14 protein-coding genes are annotated in these 16,938 nt (G+C 72.6%); 5 read left to right on the forward strand and 9 right to left on the reverse strand.

Going from position 1 to position 16,938, the window contains the following annotated elements; genetic code table 11:
- Positions 1-6: 6 nt before the first annotated feature.
- Positions 7-639, reverse strand: a complete 633-nt coding sequence (locus tag LDL48_RS34180; protein WP_225259276.1) for a TetR/AcrR family transcriptional regulator — start codon at positions 637-639, stop codon at positions 7-9.
- A 54-nt stretch (positions 640-693) separates the two neighbouring features.
- On the opposite strand from LDL48_RS34180, the gene LDL48_RS34185 reads away from it, so the two are divergent.
- Entirely contained in the window at positions 694-1,026 is a 333-nt protein-coding gene (locus LDL48_RS34185; RefSeq protein WP_225259277.1) for a hypothetical protein, read from the forward strand.
- Here the strand turns inward: LDL48_RS34185 and LDL48_RS34195 are convergent.
- The 5 genes from LDL48_RS34195 to hrcA form a co-directional block, all read right to left on the reverse strand.
- Positions 983-2,791: an ABC transporter ATP-binding protein gene (locus LDL48_RS34195; RefSeq protein ID WP_272493121.1), complete on the reverse strand. Its 1,809-nt coding sequence runs from the start codon at positions 2,789-2,791 to the stop codon at positions 983-985. The genes LDL48_RS34185 and LDL48_RS34195 overlap by 44 nt on opposite strands.
- Positions 2,792-2,895: 104 nt before the next feature.
- Positions 2,896-4,593, reverse strand: a complete 1,698-nt coding sequence (locus LDL48_RS34200) for an ABC transporter ATP-binding protein (RefSeq protein WP_225259278.1) — start codon at positions 4,591-4,593, stop codon at positions 2,896-2,898.
- A 216-nt stretch (positions 4,594-4,809) separates the two neighbouring features.
- Positions 4,810-5,544 (reverse strand): 16S rRNA (uracil(1498)-N(3))-methyltransferase, encoded by a 735-nt coding sequence (locus LDL48_RS34205; protein WP_225259279.1) that lies wholly within the window; start codon positions 5,542-5,544, stop codon positions 4,810-4,812.
- A 1,093-nt stretch (positions 5,545-6,637) separates the two neighbouring features.
- A complete protein-coding gene (dnaJ, locus tag LDL48_RS34210) occupies positions 6,638-7,774 on the reverse strand; it encodes a molecular chaperone DnaJ (RefSeq protein WP_225259280.1) in 1,137 nt (378 codons plus the stop codon).
- Between the two features lie 34 nt (positions 7,775-7,808).
- A complete protein-coding gene (gene hrcA / locus LDL48_RS34215; RefSeq protein ID WP_225259281.1) occupies positions 7,809-8,831 on the reverse strand; it encodes a heat-inducible transcriptional repressor HrcA in 1,023 nt (340 codons plus the stop codon).
- Between the two features lie 177 nt (positions 8,832-9,008).
- Between hrcA and LDL48_RS34220 the strand changes: the two genes are divergently transcribed.
- Positions 9,009-9,662, forward strand: a complete 654-nt coding sequence (locus LDL48_RS34220; RefSeq protein WP_225259282.1) for a DUF4870 domain-containing protein — start codon at positions 9,009-9,011, stop codon at positions 9,660-9,662.
- 25 nt (positions 9,663-9,687) lie between these two features.
- Here LDL48_RS34220 and hemW read toward each other — a convergent pair whose 3' ends face one another.
- Positions 9,688-10,890 (reverse strand): radical SAM family heme chaperone HemW, encoded by a 1,203-nt coding sequence (gene hemW, locus LDL48_RS34225; RefSeq protein ID WP_225259283.1) that lies wholly within the window; start codon positions 10,888-10,890, stop codon positions 9,688-9,690.
- A gap of 36 nt (positions 10,891-10,926) precedes the next feature.
- Between hemW and LDL48_RS34230 the strand changes: the two genes are divergently transcribed.
- The 3 genes from LDL48_RS34230 (at position 10,927) to LDL48_RS34240 (ending at position 14,433) form a co-directional block, all read left to right on the forward strand.
- Positions 10,927-11,694 carry an enoyl-CoA hydratase-related protein gene (locus tag LDL48_RS34230; protein WP_225259284.1) on the forward strand — a complete coding sequence of 256 codons (768 nt, stop codon included), beginning with the start codon at positions 10,927-10,929 and terminating at the stop codon, positions 11,692-11,694.
- A gap of 96 nt (positions 11,695-11,790) precedes the next feature.
- Positions 11,791-12,645: a hypothetical protein gene (locus LDL48_RS34235; protein WP_225259285.1), complete on the forward strand. Its 855-nt coding sequence runs from the start codon at positions 11,791-11,793 to the stop codon at positions 12,643-12,645.
- Between the two features lie 150 nt (positions 12,646-12,795).
- Positions 12,796-14,433: a PAS domain S-box protein gene (locus LDL48_RS34240; RefSeq protein ID WP_225259286.1), complete on the forward strand. Its 1,638-nt coding sequence runs from the start codon at positions 12,796-12,798 to the stop codon at positions 14,431-14,433.
- 103 nt (positions 14,434-14,536) lie between these two features.
- Here the strand turns inward: LDL48_RS34240 and LDL48_RS34245 are convergent, their stop codons facing one another.
- Entirely contained in the window at positions 14,537-14,812 is a 276-nt protein-coding gene (locus LDL48_RS34245) for a GlsB/YeaQ/YmgE family stress response membrane protein (protein WP_225259287.1), read from the reverse strand.
- 172 nt (positions 14,813-14,984) lie between these two features.
- Positions 14,985-16,865 carry a translation elongation factor 4 gene (lepA, locus tag LDL48_RS34250; RefSeq protein ID WP_225259288.1) on the reverse strand — a complete coding sequence of 627 codons (1,881 nt, stop codon included), beginning with the start codon at positions 16,863-16,865 and terminating at the stop codon, positions 14,985-14,987.
- Positions 16,866-16,938: the final 73 nt, after the last annotated feature.

Consider the following 16,938-nt stretch of genomic DNA (forward strand, 5'->3'; position numbering starts at 1 on the left):
CGCGGACTACCGGCGGTCGCCGCGCGGGTTCCCGGCGACCGCCCGGATGCCGGACACCAGCAGCCCCAGCCCGTACCGGAACTGGTCGTCCGACCCGGTGACCGGCAGCGCGTCGTCCGGCGCGGCGCCGGGCAGCTCGGCGATCACCGCGCGGACCTGATGCCAGCGGGCGTCCGGGGCACCGGCCCGCACGCTCATCGCGATCGCCGCGGACAGGTAGGCGATCAGGGCCTGCGTGGTGCGGACCACGTCGGCCGGGGACTGACCGGCGTCCGCCAGCGCGCCGCCGATGGCCAGCAGCACCGGCCGGGCGTGGGTGCCGAGCGGCGGCCGGCCGGCCAGATGGGCGGCGATGCCCGGGTGACCCAGGGCCGCCGCCCGGACGGCGGTCAGGAGGTCGGTCAGCCGGGCGTCCCACGGCCGGTCCGGCGCCGGCAGCGGTACGCCGGCCAGCGCCAGGTCGGCGACCGCGTCGAGCAGCGCCTCGCGGTCCGGGAAGTGCCGGTACAGGGCCATCGGGTCGCAGCCGAGTTCGCCGGCGATCCGGCGCATCGTCATGGCGGCCGGTCCGTCCCGGTCGCCGACCTCCAGGGCGGCCTCGGCGATGGCCTGCCGGCTGAGCGGGGCGCGTGGCGACATGCCGCGGAGTCTACGGCGTAGACATCGACCGATGGCCCGGTCTACGCTGTAGACATGACGGTTCTGACGATCGGACGCCTCGGCGCCGTGGCGATCAGCGTGACCACCTTCGGCTTCCTGTTCCTCCGGGACAACTGGCGGGCCGACAACCTGTTCCTGGTGCCCGACCTGGTGCTCTGCGCGGTGCTCGCGGTGGCGGCGGCGCTCCCGGCCCGGGCCGCCGCACCCGCGCTGCTCGGCGCGTACGCGTTCACCGCCGGGGTGCTGGCCACGTCCGTGTCGTCGTTCGCGGTGGACGGCCGGGTCGGCTACGCCAGCCTGGCCGGCCTGGTGGCCGCCACTTTCATGACGCTGGTGCTGCTGCGCGGCCGGGGCGCTCGGGCGTGACCACCGGCGTGCGCGCCGACCACGCCGACCACAACCGGGCGTACCGTCCGCCCGCCGCCACCAGCTCCGCGTGCGTGCCGGTCTCCACCACCGTGCCGTGCTCCAGCACCACCACCCGGTCCGCCGCGGCCGCCTGGGTCAGCCGGTGCGCCACGATCAGCGTGGTCCGGCCGCGGGTGGCCGCCAGGGCGGCCTCCTCGAGGGCCCGGGCGCCGGCGCTGCCGGCCTCCGCGGTCGCCTCGTCCAGCACCGCCACCGCCGGATCGACCAGCACCAGCCGGGCCAGCGCCAACTGCTGGGCGCGGGCCGCGGTCAACGCCCGGCCGCCCTCGCCGACCACCGTGGCCTCGCCCTCCGGCAGCTCCCGCACCCAGTCCAGCGCGCCCACCGTGGCCAGCGCCGCCGCCACCTCGTCCCCGGTCGCACCCGGCCGGGCCAGGCGCAGATCCTCGATCAGCGGTCCGGCGAAGACGTGCGTCTCCTGGCTCACCACCGCCACCACCGACGGCGGCAGCTCGGCGACCGGCACCCCACCGACCAGCGCCGTACCGGACCCCGGCCGCAGGATGCCGGCGGCGATCGACGCCACCGTGGTCTTGCCGGCGCCGGTGGAGCCGACCAGCGCCACCCGCTCACCCGGCCGCACCCGCAGGCTCACGTCGCGGAGCACCGGGGTACGCCCGTCGTAACTGAAGTGCACCCGCCGCAGTTCGAGCCCCGCGTCGGCCGGGCGCCCGTCCGGCCGCGGCGGATGGTCCTCGCCCTCCAGATTGCGCACCCCGACCAGCCGGGCCAGGCTCGCGCCCGCGCTCTGCACGTCGTCGAACGTGAACATGATCATCGCGACCGGGTTGAACAGGCGGTGGAACAGCACCGCCGCGGCCGCGGTCTCGCCCACCGTGACCGCGCCCGCGTCCACCAGCAGGAAGCCGGCGGTGAGGATCGCGGCCAGCCCGACGAACTCGCTGCGGTTGATCCGCCCACCGAACCGGGTGAACAACCGGAACACCCCGACCTCCAGGTCACGCACCCGGGCCGAGGCGCCGTCGATGTCCCGCAGGTGCTGCGCCTCCCGCCGGTACGCGTGCACCGTCGGGGCACCCTGCATGGTCTCCACCAGCAGCTGGGAGCGGGCCGCCACGGCCGCCCGTTCCCGGGCGTACCAGGGCGCGGAGCGGGGCAGATACCAGCGCAGACCCAGCACGTACGACGGCACGGCCAGCGCACCGGCCAGCCCCAGCCGCCAGTCCAGGCCCACCATCGCGGCCAGGCTCAGCGCCCCCAGCAGCAGCGCCGAGGTCAGCGTCGGCAGCACGGTGGACGCGGCCCGGCCGATCGCCGCCACGTCCGCACCGACCCGGGACAGCAGGTCACCCCGGCCGGCCCGGTCCAGCACGGCGGCGGGCAGCCGCAACGCGACCGCCACGGTACGCTCCCGCAGGCCGGCCAGCAGCTGCTCGCCGAGCCGGGTGACCAGCACCGTGGACAGGCCGTTCGCGGCGCCACCGACCAGCGCGGACACCAGCACGACCAGGGTGACCGGCACGATCGCACCGGCACCGGCACCGGCCCGGATCTCGTCGACCAGCCGGCCGAACGCGTACACCGGCAGCACCGACGCGGCGGCGGCGACCAGGCCGGCCGCGACCGTACCGGCCACCGCCCACCGGCGGGCCCGGAGCTGGCGGCGCAGCCACGCCCAGGTCTGCCCGGCCGACGCCACCGGCAGCGCGGAGCCGCCCGTCGTTCCGGAGCCGTCCGTCATCGCGGAGCCGTCCGTCACCGCGGAACCGTTTGTCGTCGCGGAGCCGGTTGTCGTCGCGGAGCCGTCCGACATCGCGGAGCCGGTTGTCGTCGCGGCGCTGTCCGTCATCGCAGTACCGCCGCGCGGTAGCGCTCGTCGTGGGTGCCCAGGCCGGTGTGGTCACCCTCGGCGCCGACCGCGCCGGCATCGAGCAGCACCACCCGGTCGGTCTGCGCCAGCAGCGCCGGGCTGCTCGTGCACACCAGCGTGGCCGAGCGCGACCCGGGACGGTGCCGCAGCGCCCGGATGCCCTGCGCGACGGCGTGCTCGGTGACCGCGTCCACCGCCGTGGTCGGATCGTGCAACACCAGGATCGGCGGGTCGGCGAGCAACGCCCGGGCCAGGGCGAGCCGCTGCCGCTGGCCGCCGGACAGGCCGGCGCCGCGTTCGGTGACCGGCTGGTCGACGCCCTCCGGGTGGGCGTGCACCACCTCGTCGGCGGCGGCACACCGCAGCGCCTCCGCCAGGGCGTCGTCGCCGGGCGGCATCAGGTTGGCCCGGACCGTGCCGGAGAACAGGTCGGTGTGGTGCGGCTCGGCGAGAAGCAGCCGGCGGGCGTCGGTGACCGGCAGATCACGCAGCGGTACGCCGCCCAGCCGGACGTCACCCCGGTAGTCGGCGACGTGGCCGCCGAGCAGCCGGACCAGGTGCTCGGCGTCGCCCGGCCGGCGGGCCACCACGCCGACGAACTCGCCCGGGCGGACGTCGAGGTCGAGGCCGTCGAGCGGGCCGCTGCGTACCCCGGTCAGCGAGAGGCCGACCGGCCCCGCGGGCGGCGGTGCGGACCCCGCCGGATGCACCGGTTCGGCGTCGAGCACCCGGGCGATCCGGTTCGCCGAGGCGCGGGCGCGGGCCACCCACTCCGGCACCACGGCGAGCGTGCCGAACGGCTCCATCAGGAACTGGGCCAGCCCGATCACCGTGACGAACTGCCCGACGCTGATCCGGCCGGTCAGCGCGTACCAGCCGGCCAGGATCGCGATGCCGCAGGCGAGCAGCGTGCTGACCGTGGTGGACGCGGCGCCGTACCCGCCGCGGGTCCGGGCCGCCCGCAGCGTCGCCCGCAGCGACTCCCGGCTCACCTCCCGGTAGCGGCGCGCCGCGGCGTCCTGCGCGCCGATCCCCCGCAACGGGCGCAGGCCGGTGACCAGGTCGGTGGCGAGCGAGGTGGCCAGACCGGCGCGATGCTGCTGCTCGGCGACGCGCCGGGTGATCCGCGGGGCCGCGGCCTGCAGCGCCACCAGCACCACCGGCGTGGCGAGCAGGACCACCAGCCCCAGGGGTACGGAGATCAGGAACAACGCCACCGCACCCACCGCGGTGGCGACCAGCGCACCCACCACCCGCGGCACGTAGTCCAGCAGGTACGACGTCTGGTCCGCGTCACTGGTGGAGATGGTGAGCAGTTCGCCGGCGCGCAGCTCCGTGCGTACCCCGTGCGGGTCCATGATCTTGGTAGCGACCTCGATGCGGAGCCGGTGCGCCTCGTCCGCGATCGCCGCCATCAGCCGCCGCGACCCGAACCGGAACACGGTGTTGAGCACGATGAACAGTGCGGCCAGCACGGCGATCCACAGGACCAGCCGGAGCGCGTCACCGGTGCCGACGGCCCGGTCGATGATCAGACCGATGACGATCGGTACGAGCGCCTCGCATGCCTGGTGCGCACCGATCAGCAGACTTCCCACGACCACCCGACGCCGCTGGCGGCGCACGGTACGCAGCAAGATCCGGGAGCCGGAACGGTCGGGGCGGGCGGGCACCGGGCAAGGGTAGCCTCACCTATCTGGCCGCCCGCACGGCCATGGTCACGCCGTAGGCCACCTCACGATTCCCACCCCGCATTCCTCTCCGCATTCCCACTCCGGCGGCCTCGGGCGCGGATCCTCGGTCGGTGGGGAACTGCGCCCGCGGCTGACCCACCCCGCGGTCCGGGGCCACCGAACCAGGCCGCCGGCGACGGACTCGGAGGCGCCGTCCTACCAGCGGCCGAGCCGGGCCGACAGCACCGCCAGGGCCGCGATGCCCGCCGTCGAGGTTCGCAGCACCGCATAGCCGAGACGCACCGCGGTGGCACCGGCGCCGGTGAACGCGTCCCGCTCCGCGTCGCTGATCCCGCCCTCGGGGCCCACCACCAGCACGATCTCCCCGGACGGCGGAAGCACGGCCGTGGTCAGCCGCTCGGCGGCCTCCTCGTGCAGCACGAAACCGGCCGCCGCCTCGGCCAGCCGGGCCGTAACGTGCTTGGTGGAACAGTCCGGATCACCGGCCACCACGGGCAGCCACGGCCGCCGGGCCTGCTTCGCCGCCTCCCGTACGGTGGCCGCCCACTTGTCGCGGGCCTTGTGACCACGGTCGCCACGCCACTGGACGACCGACCGGGACGCCGCCCACGGCACGATCTCGTCGACGCCGGCCTCGGTCATCGCCTGCACGGCCAGCTCGCCACGGTCACCCTTGGCCAGGCCCTGCACCACCACCAGCCGCGGGTCCGCCGCCCCGACGAACTCCCGGTCCAGCACCGCCACGTCCACGGTCCCCCGCCCCACGGCGGTAACCTCTGCCGACGCCGTCCCACCACACCCGTCCGCCAGCACGAGCCGCTCCCCGACCCGAAGCCGCTGCACCGTCGCGGCATGGTGCCCCTCCGGCCCGTCCAGCGTGAACGTCGAACCACCGGGCAACTCGTCGACCAGGAACAGAGGCGCAGACACGCCCGCACGCTACCGAACCACCATCCACGGCACCGCCGCCGGTCACCCCGGTTCCGCGGCCTCCTGACGTCCCCATCCGCGCGCCCCGGCCCCACCCCCACGTGCGCGCCACCGCCGAACAGCGAACCCAAGCTCAACATCAGCGGCGTGCCCCCACACCCCGCGTAGACAGCGGCACCCAGCCCACCCCAACCCGGGCAACCGGCCGACGTGTGAACCACAGGCACCCAGCTCACCCCAACTCCACACATGCCCCGAACACCCACCCCGCGTGTGAACCACGGGCACCCACCCCACCCCAACTCCACACACGCCCCGAACACCCACCCCGCGTGTGAACCACGGGCACCCACCTCACCCCAACTCCACACACGCCCCGGACAACCAGCCGGCGTGTGGACCACGGGTTTGCTCCGAACCCCACCTCCACACGCGCGGACGCCCTACGCGGGAGGCGACGAGCACCCCCACCTACTCCACGACGGCCTCGCCAAATGGTGGGCGACATGTCCGGATAGATGGGGTGGAGGCGGCCGGCTGGCCCTCGATCTCGTGCAGCTGTGGTCGTAATGCGACCGCAGCTCAACAAGATCTGCGCAAACGAGGCGGGGAGGCTTCGTCGCGCAACTCCGGCGCCTTCGAGTGGCAACAGACGGTGTGCACCCGACACCCTTCGCAGCACCCTCCCCGCCCGTGAGCAGTCGATGCGGCGGCTCTCGGCCACGCAAGGTGAGGTTCCAGCACGAAGAGTGACGGGACCCGTGGCGGAGCGAGGACAACGCCAGCTGCCTCGCCGGTGTCGTCGAGAAGGAAGACTGCACCGCCCTAGCAGAGACGGCCGCACCGCCCGGCAGAGAAGCCGCAAAACCGTAGAGACGGCCGCCCCCGCGGAGACGGCCGCACCGCCTCGCGGAACGGCCGCACCGGCCGCGCGGAGACGGCCGCGCCGGGCGCGCGGAGAAGCAGGTCGGCGGTGGCGTGCCGGTCTTGCGCTTACGCAGCTTGAAGGGCGTGGGCCACCGCCGGTGGGCCCCCGCCCGGCCTCGGCGGGAGCGACGGTCCGTACCCCGCACGGACCTACGACATGGTGAATCTAATGGCCGTTGAACGCGTCCCGCATGCGGGAGAAGAACCCGCCCTGCTTGCTCAGTTCGGCCACGTCCTCGCCGCGGGTCTTGGCGAAGTCGCGCAGCATGCGTTCCTGGTCAGCGGTCAGCTTGGTGGGCGTCTTCACGTCGAGGTGGACGAACAGGTCGCCGCGGCCCTGTCCGCGCAGGTGCGGCACGCCCTTGCCGCGGATGCGGAGGGTGAACGCCGGTTGGGTGCCCGGCTTGACCTCGATGTTCTCCTCGCCGTCCAGCGTCTTGATGGTGAGCCGGGTGCCCAGCGCCGCGGCCGTCATCGGGAGGGTGACCCGGCAGTGCAGGTCGTCGCCCTTGCGGGAGTAGACGTCGTGCTGCCGTTCGTGGATCTCCACGTACAGGTCGCCGGGGGTGCCGCCGCCGGGGCCGACCTCGCCCTGCTGGGCCAGCCGGATGCGCATGCCGTCCTCGACGCCGGCCGGGATTTTCACGGTCAGTGAGCGGCGGGTGCGGATGCGGCCGTCGCCGGCGCAGGTCGGGCAGGCGTGCGGGATGACTGTGCCGTGGCCCTGGCAGACCTGGCAGGGGCGGGACGACACCACCTGGCCGAGGAACGTGCGCTGCACCGACTGGACCTCGCCGCGGCCGCCGCACGTTTCGCAGGTGGCCAGGTGGGTGCCGGGTGCGGTGCCGGCGCCGGCGCACTGGGTGCAGAGCACCGCGGTGTCGACGGTGATCGGGGCCTCCACGCCGAACGCGGTCTCCACCAGGTCCAGTTCGAGGCGCAGGATGGCGTCGGCTCCGGGCCGGGTGCGCGGGCGGGGGCCACGCGCGCCGCCGGCCGCCGAGCCGAAGAACGCATCCATGATGTCCTGGAAGCCGACGAACGGGCCGCCGCCCGGTCCGCCGGGGCCGGCCCCGCCGCCCCCGGGCGCGAGCGGGTCGCCGCCGAGGTCGACCATCTGCCGCTTCTGGTCGTCGGACAGGACCTCGTACGCGGCGTTGATGTCCTTGAACTTCTCGTGCGCTTCCGGGTCCGGGTTGACGTCCGGGTGGTACTGGCGGGCCAGTTTGCGGTACGCACGCTTGATCTCGTCATCGGTGGCTTCGCGGCTGATGCCGAGAATGCCGTAGTAGTCCTTCGCCACGGGCTTTGGCGTCCTCAATGGTTGCGCGGATCCGTCAGTTCTGTGCCAGTAAGTCGCCAACGTAGCGTGCCACTGCACGCACGGTGGCGATGGTCCCGGGGTAGTCCATCCGGGTGGGCCCCAGCACGCCGAGCCCACCCACGATCGTGACACCTGGTCCGTAACCGGTGCTCACCACCGACGCCGACCGCAGATTGTCGATCTCATTCTCGTCCCCGATGCGGACCCGGGTGGTGCTGGGTTCCACCTCGCCGATGAGTTTGAGGAGGATGACCTCCTCCTCGAGGGCTTCCAGGACGGGTCGCAGTGAGCCCTGGAAGTCCAGCATGCCACCGCGGGTCAGGTTCGCCGTACCGGCCAGGGCCAGTCGCTCCTCGCTCCGCTCCACCAGCGTCTCCAGCAGCACCGACGCCAGGCAGGCCATGGTGGTGCGGCGGTCCGGCGGGCTGTCGTCGACCAGCGCCTGCACCAGCGGCGGCGTGTCGGCGAGCTTCTGGTTGCAGAGCTTCTCGTTGACCTTGCTCCGCATCTCCATGACGTCGTCCGGGGCGACCGGTGCGGGCAGTTCGACGAGGCGCTGCTCGACCCGGCCGGTGTCGGCGATCATCACCAGCATGATCCGGGTGGTGGAGACCGGGACGAGTTCCAGGTGGCGGACCGAGGACCGGGCCAGGCTCGGATACTGCACCACGGCGACCTGGCGGGTGAGCTGGGCGAGCAGGCGGACCGTGCGGTGCACCACGTCGTCCAGGTCGACTGCGCCGACCAGGAAGCGTTCGATGGCGCGCCGCTCGGCGGGACTGAGCGGCTTGACCCGGGACAGCCGGTCGACGAAGAGGCGGTAGCCGGCGTCGGTGGGCACCCGTCCGGCGCTGGTGTGCGGCTGCCGGATGTAGCCCTCCTCCTCCAGCACGGCCATGTCGTTGCGCACCGTGGCCGGGGAGACGCCGAGCTGGTGGCGTTCCACCAGCGCCTTGCTGCCCACCGGTTCCTGGGTGGCCACGTAGTCCTCGACGATGGCACGGAGCACCTCGAGCTTGCGGTCATCGAGACTCATGACCTCACCCTCGCTTCCCGGCACGCCGTCCCTGGCACTCTGCTTCGGCGAGTGCCAGTCTACGTCGCACCGGGGCTCCTGGCGATGATCGCTTGTGAGGTTCGCCGGTTGTCTATTCTCCGACGTCGACCGCATGTTGCTCTCGCCCTTCTCGACCTGCGGTCCTACGGTGTCCGCATGACTGAACCGCCGCGTCCGCCCGGAGAAGGTGGTCCCTCGGACCCCACCGCGCCGCTGAATCCATACTCGGGTAACGATCCGACCTCCGGATCGACCCCGCCGCCGCCCCCGTACGGCTCGCCGCAGCCGCCGACCTACGGCTCGCCGCCGCCGACCTCCGGAGCCGGTGGCTACGGCCCGCCGCCGTCGTCCGGAGCGGGCGGCTACGGCCCGCCGCCGTCGTCCGGTGCCGGTGGCTACGGCCCGCCGCCCGGTGGCGGCTACGGCGCTCCCGGCGGCGGGTACGGCGCACCGGGTGGCGGCTACGGCGCACCGTCCGGCTACCCCACGAACGACGACAAGACCTGGGCGCTGGTGGCCCACTTCGGCGGCATCCTGATCGGGTTCATCGCGCCGCTGATCTCGCTGCTGGCCAAGGGCAACCAGTCGCCGACCGTGCGGGCGCACTCGGTCGAGGCGCTGAACTTCCAGATCACCTGGGGCATCGCCACCGTGGTGGCCAGCATCGTCGCGGTGTGCACCCTCGGCATCCTGTTCTTCCTGCCGTTGGTGACCTGGGTCGTGGTGATCGTGTTCTCGATCATCGGCGGCATGAAGGCCAACGAGGGCGTGCTGTACCACTACCCGATGACCTGGCGGCTGGTGAAGTAGTTCGGCGGGTGCGCGGCCGGCCGTCTCAGGGCAGCAGGTCGCGCACCACCGCGTCGGCCAGCAGCCGGCCGCGCAGGGTCAGTACGACCCGGCCGGCCGCGTACCCCGCCGGGTCCAGCAGGCCGCCGGTCAGCGCCTCGGCGGCCACCGCGCGCCCGTGGTCGTCCAGCGTGGCGAGCGGCAGCCCGTCGGACAGGCGGACCCGCAGCATCACGTCTTCGACGTAGGCGTCGGCGGCGGTGAGCAGCTCCCGGCCGTGACCCGGCGAGACGCCGTCGGCCAGGCGTTTCGCGTACGTCGTGGGGTGCTTGACGTTCCACCAGCGCACGCCGCCGACATGGCTGTGCGCGCCCGGCCCGAGTCCCCACCAGTCGCCGCCGGTCCAGTACAGCAGGTTGTGCCGGCACCGGGACTGCACCGTGCGGGCCCAGTTCGACACCTCGTACCAGGAGAGGCCCGCCGCGCCGAGACGGGCGTCCGCGGCCAGGTAGCGGTCGGCGGCCACGTCGTCCTCCGGGTACGGCAGCTCACCGCGGCGCATCCGGGCGGCCATCCGGGTGCCGTCCTCCACGATCAGCGCGTACGCACTGACGTGGTCCACCCCGGCACCGACCACCGCGTCCAGCGAGGCGGCGAAGTCGTCCGCGCTCTCCCCCGGCGTGCCGTAGATCAGGTCCAGGTTCACGTGGTCGAAGCCGGCCTCCCGGGCCTCCACCGCGGCCTGCGGGGCCCGGCCGGCGGTGTGCCGGCGTTCCAGCACGGCCAGCACGTTCGGCGCGGCCGACTGCATGCCCAGCGAGATGCGGTTGAACCCGGCCCGGCGCAGCGCGCGCAGCGACGCCGGGTCGACGGACTCCGGGTTGGCCTCCGTGGTGATCTCGGCGTCCGCGGCCAGCCCCCAGGTGGCGTCGATGCCGTCCAGGATCCGGCCCAGGTCGCCGGGCGCCAGCAGGGTGGGCGTGCCGCCGCCGACGAACACCGTGTCCACCCGGCCCGGCGCCACCACCGTGGTGGCGAGCTTCAGCTCGGCCAGGACCGCGTCGAGGTAGCCGTCCGGGCCGGCCTCGTCCGCGGTGTACGTGTTGAAGTCGCAGTAGCCGCACCGGCTGGCGCAGAACGGGACGTGGACGTACACGCCGAAGCCGCGCCGGCCGGCCCGCGCCGTCGCGGAGTCGGGCAGCGAACCGTCGGCGGGGACGGGCTCACCGTCGGGAAGGGCACCAGGCACCGGTCAAGTGTGCCCTGCCACCGTTAGGGTTCCGGCATGGAGCTGGTCCGTACCGCCACCGCCGCCGGGGTGACCACCGTGACGCTGGACAGCCCGGCGAACCGCAACGCCCTGTCCACGCCGCTGATGCGGGAGTTGCTGGCGGCGCTGGCCGGGGCGCTGACCGATCCCGCCGTCCGGGTCGTGGTGCTGTCCCACACCGGTCCGGTGTTCTGTTCCGGCGCCGACCTGAAGGAGACCGCCGCGGCCCGCGCCGACGGCCGGGTCCCGGCCGAGATGCTGGCCGACGTGCTGGCCGCGATCTGGGAGTTCCCGAAGCCGGTGCTCGCCCGGATCGCCGGCCCGGCCCGCGCCGGTGGGCTCGGCCTGATCGCCGCCGCCGACCTCGCCGTGTGTACGCGGGACGCCACCTTCGCCTTCTCCGAGGTGCGGCTCGGGGTGATCCCGGCGGTGATCAGCGCGACCGTGCTGCCCCGTCTGCAGGCCCGCGCGGCGGCCGAGCTGTACCTGACCGGGGACGGCTTCAACGGCATCCGCGCGGCCGAGATCGGCCTGGTGACCGCCGCGGTGCCGTCCGACCGGCTGGACGCCACCGTCGCCGGCTACTGCGACTCGCTGGTGCGTGGCGGACCGCAGGCCCTGGCCGGCACCAAGCAGCTGCTGCGCCGCCGCCCGCGGGACACGGTCCGGGCCGATCTGGCGGACCTCTCGGCGACGTCGGCCGGCTACTTCCGCTCGGCCGAGGGGCGCGAGGGGGTGGCGGCCTTCCGGGAGAAGCGGCCGGCGAACTGGATCCCGCAGTGACACGTCCCGCGCCCGATCGTTGACCCGCCGTCGGCTACCCCCAAGGGGCGCGGCCGAGGGCCTACGCTTGACGTCCGACGGAAAGGGGTGCGCGCGGTGGGGAGAAAGCCGATCGTCGTGGTCGTGCTGCTGGCCCTCGTCGGCGCGCTGGGCATCATCGGGGTGGCGCTCAACTCACTGACCGAATCGATCAAGCTGCCCAGCCTCGGGCCGGAGTGCACGGTCCGCGCGGACGGTGAGGTCACACTGGACTCCGTGCAGATGGCCAACGCCGCCACCATCGCGGCGGTGGGCGTGCGCCGCAAGATGCCGGAACGGGCCGTGGTGATCGCCCTCGCCACCGCACTCCAGGAGTCCAAACTGGAGAACATCTCGCACGGCGACCGGGACTCGGTCGGGCTGTTCCAGCAACGGCCCAGCCAGGGCTGGGGCACGGCGGAGAAGATCCGCGACCCGCGGTACGCGTCGGCCCGGTTCTACGGTGCCCTGAAGAAGGTGAAGGGGTACCAGAAGATGCGGATCACCGACGCCGCCCAGCAGGTGCAGCGGTCGGCGTACCCGAACGCGTACGAGAAGTGGGCGGACGAGTCCGCGGTGCTGGCCCGGGCGCTGACCGGCCGCGCGACCGGCGCGGTGGCCTGCACGGTGAGCGGGAAGCCGGCGCTGCGCGGCGCGGCCGCGGCGGCCGCGCTGGCCGAGGGCCTGCGCCTCGACTGGGGCAAGGGGCTGCCCGACCCGGCGGCCGAGGCGGCCGGTCTGACCGTCGCGGTCACCGATCGGAAGGCCGGCTGGCGGTACGCGCACTGGCTCGTCGCGCACGCCCGGAACAACGGACTCGAACGGGTACGTTTTGCTGACCTTGAGTGGCAGGCCACGAACGGCAAGTGGCAGCCGGTAACCGGCGACCGGGTGGCGGGCGAGCGCCGGGTCGTCGCCGAAGTATTCAGCTGACGTCGAGATTGATGACCATGACGGTCAGTGGCAAGCGATTCATGTTCACCTTCATCTTGCTCTCCGTAGTGGGAAAGAACCCTCCCAGGTCATAGCGCTGCGTATACATCGACATGGACAGACAGCAACGGCACTGGTACTAGTTAGGGCGTGTCGGAGGCCATCGAGTGGATCCTGTTCGGAACCGTCAGCGCAGTCGCCATCCTCGTCGGCGTCCACCGCTACCGGCCCGCCCGGACCGGACCCTGGCTGCTGCTGGGCGGAGCGGTCGGCACGCTGGCCGCCGGAGACGTGTTCTACGCGACCGGCGAGAGCACCGGCGCCGACCTCTGCTACTACGCCATGTTCGTGCTGGTGGTGTCCAGCATGCTGCAGTTCACCCGCAGCGGCGCCATCCTGGTCGACCGGGCCCGGCTCATCGACATCCTCGCGTTCGCCTGCGCCACGATGCTGGTGGTGTGGGTCTTCGTCATCGGTGACGGCGGCCAGCTGGGCCGGATCTCGGCCGCCGACGTCATCGGCGACCTGCTCATGGTCGGCGTCGGTGCACGGCTCACCCTCGCCAGCCGCGGCAACCGGTCCGCCGCCCTGCTCACCCTCGGCGCGGTCGGCATGCTGATCGGCGACGTGACGTACCCGCTGGCGCCCGGCCCGCTCACCGAATCCGGCTACGTCGTGCTCTACCTGGCCTGGGGCGCCGCCGCCCTGCACCCGTCGATGGCCCGCCTCACCGAACCGATGCCCGCCCGCACCGCACCGTGGCGCGGACGCTCCGCGGTGCTGCTGGCGGTGTCGGTGGCCACGCCGCCGCTCGTGCTGATGATCGAGGCGGTGACCGGCTCGGTCCGGGACGGCGTGGTGATCGCGGTCGCCGGCGGGCTCACCCTGATGCTGACGTTCACCCGGCTCGCCGACTCGGTGGCACAGAGCAGCCAGGCACTGACCCGCGAACGCGGGCTGCGCGAGGCCACCGCGGCCCTGGTCTCCGCGGCCGACCTGCCGGCCGTGGACGAGGCGGTCCGCGCCGCGATCGGCCAGCTCATGCCGGCCCAGGCGGTACGGCGGATCATCTTCGCCACCGACGACCGGCAGCTGGCCCTGGAGGCGCTGCCCAGCGGCGACGCCGACCGGAGCGCGCGCAGCTGGTGGGCGCCCGGCCCGCACTCCGACGAGGCGACGCTGATCTGCCCGCTGTGGCTCGAACCGCTCGCCGTGGCCCGTCCCAGTGGCGGCGCCCTGGCCCTGGTCGGGCGCCTCGACATGCTGGCCGCCACCCGGGACGCCCTGGAGGTGCTGGCCGGTCAGGCCGCGCTGGCCCTGGACCGGATCTCCCTGGTGGAGGCGGTCGGACGCCGCGACAGCGACCTGTACCTGCGTGCCGTGATCCGGAACACCGCCGACATCATGCTGGTCATCGACGAGGACCAGCGGGTCCGGTACGCCAGCCCCGCGCTGCGCACCCTGATCGGCATGCACGAGCTGCCGCCGCTGGCCACGCTCTCCGACCTGGTGCAGTCCGACGACCGCGTCCAGGTACGCCAGGCGCTGCTGAACCAGGGCGACGGGGTGGTGTACTGCGCCCTGCAACGGCCGGACGGGACCCACGTGCTGGTCGAGGCGACGTACCGGGACCTGCGCGAGGACCGCCTGGTGCAGGGCTTCGTGGTGACCATGCGGGACGTCACCAACCGGTACGTACCGGACGAGCAGCAGCCGGCGGTCGAGCACGTGGACGAACTTCCCGCCTGGGTCAACCGCCGCAGCGCCCAGCACAAGTTCCGCTACTGACCGCGGCGGCTTCCGCCGGCAGACGACACGAAGGCGCCGGACCCGTGTGGGTCCGGCGCCTCGCGTGCTATGGCAGTGCGGTTCCTGCAGGCAGTGCCTGAGGTCAGCGGGTCACGCCACGGCGGCCGGAGATGCCGACCACCAGAGCGACACCGATCGCCGCGAGCACGACCTGGAAGAGCAGTTCGATCCAGTCGATGCCCCCGGTGCTCTCCACGCCGAAGGCGCGGGCCAGCACGGTGCCCAGCAACGCGGCGACGACACCGATCACCATCGTCAGCCAGATCGGAATGTTCTGCTTGCCGGGTACGACCAGTCGGCCGAGCGCGCCGATGATCAGACCGACGATGAGCGCCATCACGATGCCGGTAACAGTCATTTGGCCATCCTCCTCGGGGTGGAGCACTTGTTGCGTCCGTCGACAACGCAATTGCCCGAGCGATCGGAAAGCCAAACCGACCTTTTCTGCGAGGTACCCCGTCGGTGCCCCGCCGGAGCCGCCTCCGCCGGTGCACCGTGGTCCAGCGCTACGCCGGTGACCAGGGAAAATGCTACTTCTTGGCGGCGCCCTTGGTGTCGGGAGAATCCGAGGTGGACAGGGCCGCGATGAAGGCCTCCTGCGGAACCTCGACCCGCCCCACCATCTTCATCCGCTTCTTGCCTTCCTTCTGCTTCTCGAGCAGCTTGCGCTTCCGGCTGATGTCACCGCCGTAGCACTTGGCGAGCACGTCCTTGCGGATCGCGCGGATGGTTTCCCGGGCGATGATCCGGCTGCCGATCGCCGCCTGGATGGGCACCTCGAACTGCTGCCGCGGGATCAGCTTCTGCAGCTTGGCCGCGATCGTGGTGCCGTACGCGTAGGCCTTGTCCTTGTGCACGATGGCACTGAACGCGTCGACCGGCTCGCCGTGCAGCAGGATGTCCACCTTCACCAGGTCGGCGACCTGCTCGCCGGACGGCTCGTAGTCCAGGGAGGCGTACCCCTTGGTCTTGCTCTTGAGCTGGTCGAAGAAGTCGAAGATGATCTCGCCGAGCGGCAGGGTGTAGCGCAGTTCCACCCGTTCCGTCGACAGGTACTCCATGCCGAGCAGCTGGCCGCGGCGGCCCTGGCAAAGCTCCATGACGGCGCCCACGTACTCGTTGGGGACCAGGACCGTGGCGCGGACCACCGGCTCGTGGATCTCGGCGATCTTGCCGGTCGGGAACTCGCTGGGGTTGGTGACGACGAACTCGGCGGCGTCCTCGGTGAAGACGCGGTAGACCACGTTCGGCGCGGTCGAGATCAGGTCGAGGTTGAACTCGCGCTCGAGGCGCTCCCCAATGATCTCCAGGTGCAGCAGGCCGAGGAAGCCGCAGCGGAACCCGAAGCCCAGGGCCGCGGACGTCTCCGGCTCGTAGGTGAGGGAGGCGTCGTTGAGCTGGAGCTTGTCGAGGGCGTCGCGCAGCGCCGGGTAGTCCGAGCCGTCGATCGGGTAAAGGCCGGAATACACCATCGGCTTGGGGTCGGAGTAGCCGCCGAGCGCTTCCTTGGCCGGCCGGGCGTGGCCGGTGACGGTGTCGCCGACCCGGGACTGCCGGACGTCCTTCACACCGGTGATCAGGTAGCCGACCTCGCCCACGCCGAGCGCGCCGGCCTTCTCCATCTCGGGCGAGACGACGCCGATCTCCAGCAGCTCGTGCACGGCACCGGTGGACATCATCTTGATCTTGTCGCGGGCCTCGATGCGGCCGTCGATGACCCGGACGTAGGTGACCACGCCGCGGTAGACGTCGTACACCGAGTCGAAGATCATCGCGCGGGCGGGGCCGTCGGCCTGGCCCACCGGCGGCTGGAACTGCCGGACGATCTCGTCCAGCAGGTGGCCCACGCCCTCGCCGGTCTTGCCGGAGACGCGGAGCACGTCGGACGGCTCCACGCCGATCAGCTTGGCGAGTTCCTCGGCGTACTTCTCCGGCTGCGCGGCCGGCAGGTCGATCTTGTTGAGGACCGGGATGACGTGCAGGTCGTTCTCCATCGCGAGATAGAGGTTCGCCAGCGTCTGCGCCTCGATGCCCTGCGCCGCGTCGACCAGCAGGACCGCGCCCTCGCAGGCGGCGAGGCTGCGGGACACCTCGTAGGTGAAGTCGACGTGCCCCGGGGTGTCGATCATGTTGAGGACCGCGGTGTTGCCCTGGCCCTCGCCCTCGCGGATCACCCACGGCATGCGCACGGCCTGGGACTTGATCGTGATGCCGCGCTCACGCTCGATGTCCATCCGGTCGAGGTACTGGGCGCGCATCTGCCGCGGGTCCACCACCCCGGTGATCTGCAGCATGCGGTCGGCCAGCGTGGACTTGCCGTGGTCGATGTGCGCGATGATGCAGAAGTTCCGGATGCGACTGGGATCGGTCGCTCCGATGATGTTCACGCCGGGGTCGAGCGGTCCAGGCACGGTCGTCCGTTCTTCTCAAGCTGGGTCTGTCGGTCCCAGGCCGGTGTCGGTCTGCGCTTCACCGGGCGGTGTA

It is taken from the genome of Jidongwangia harbinensis (assembly GCF_020216025.1).
GTDB lineage: Bacteria > Actinomycetota > Actinomycetes > Mycobacteriales > Micromonosporaceae > Actinoplanes > Actinoplanes harbinensis.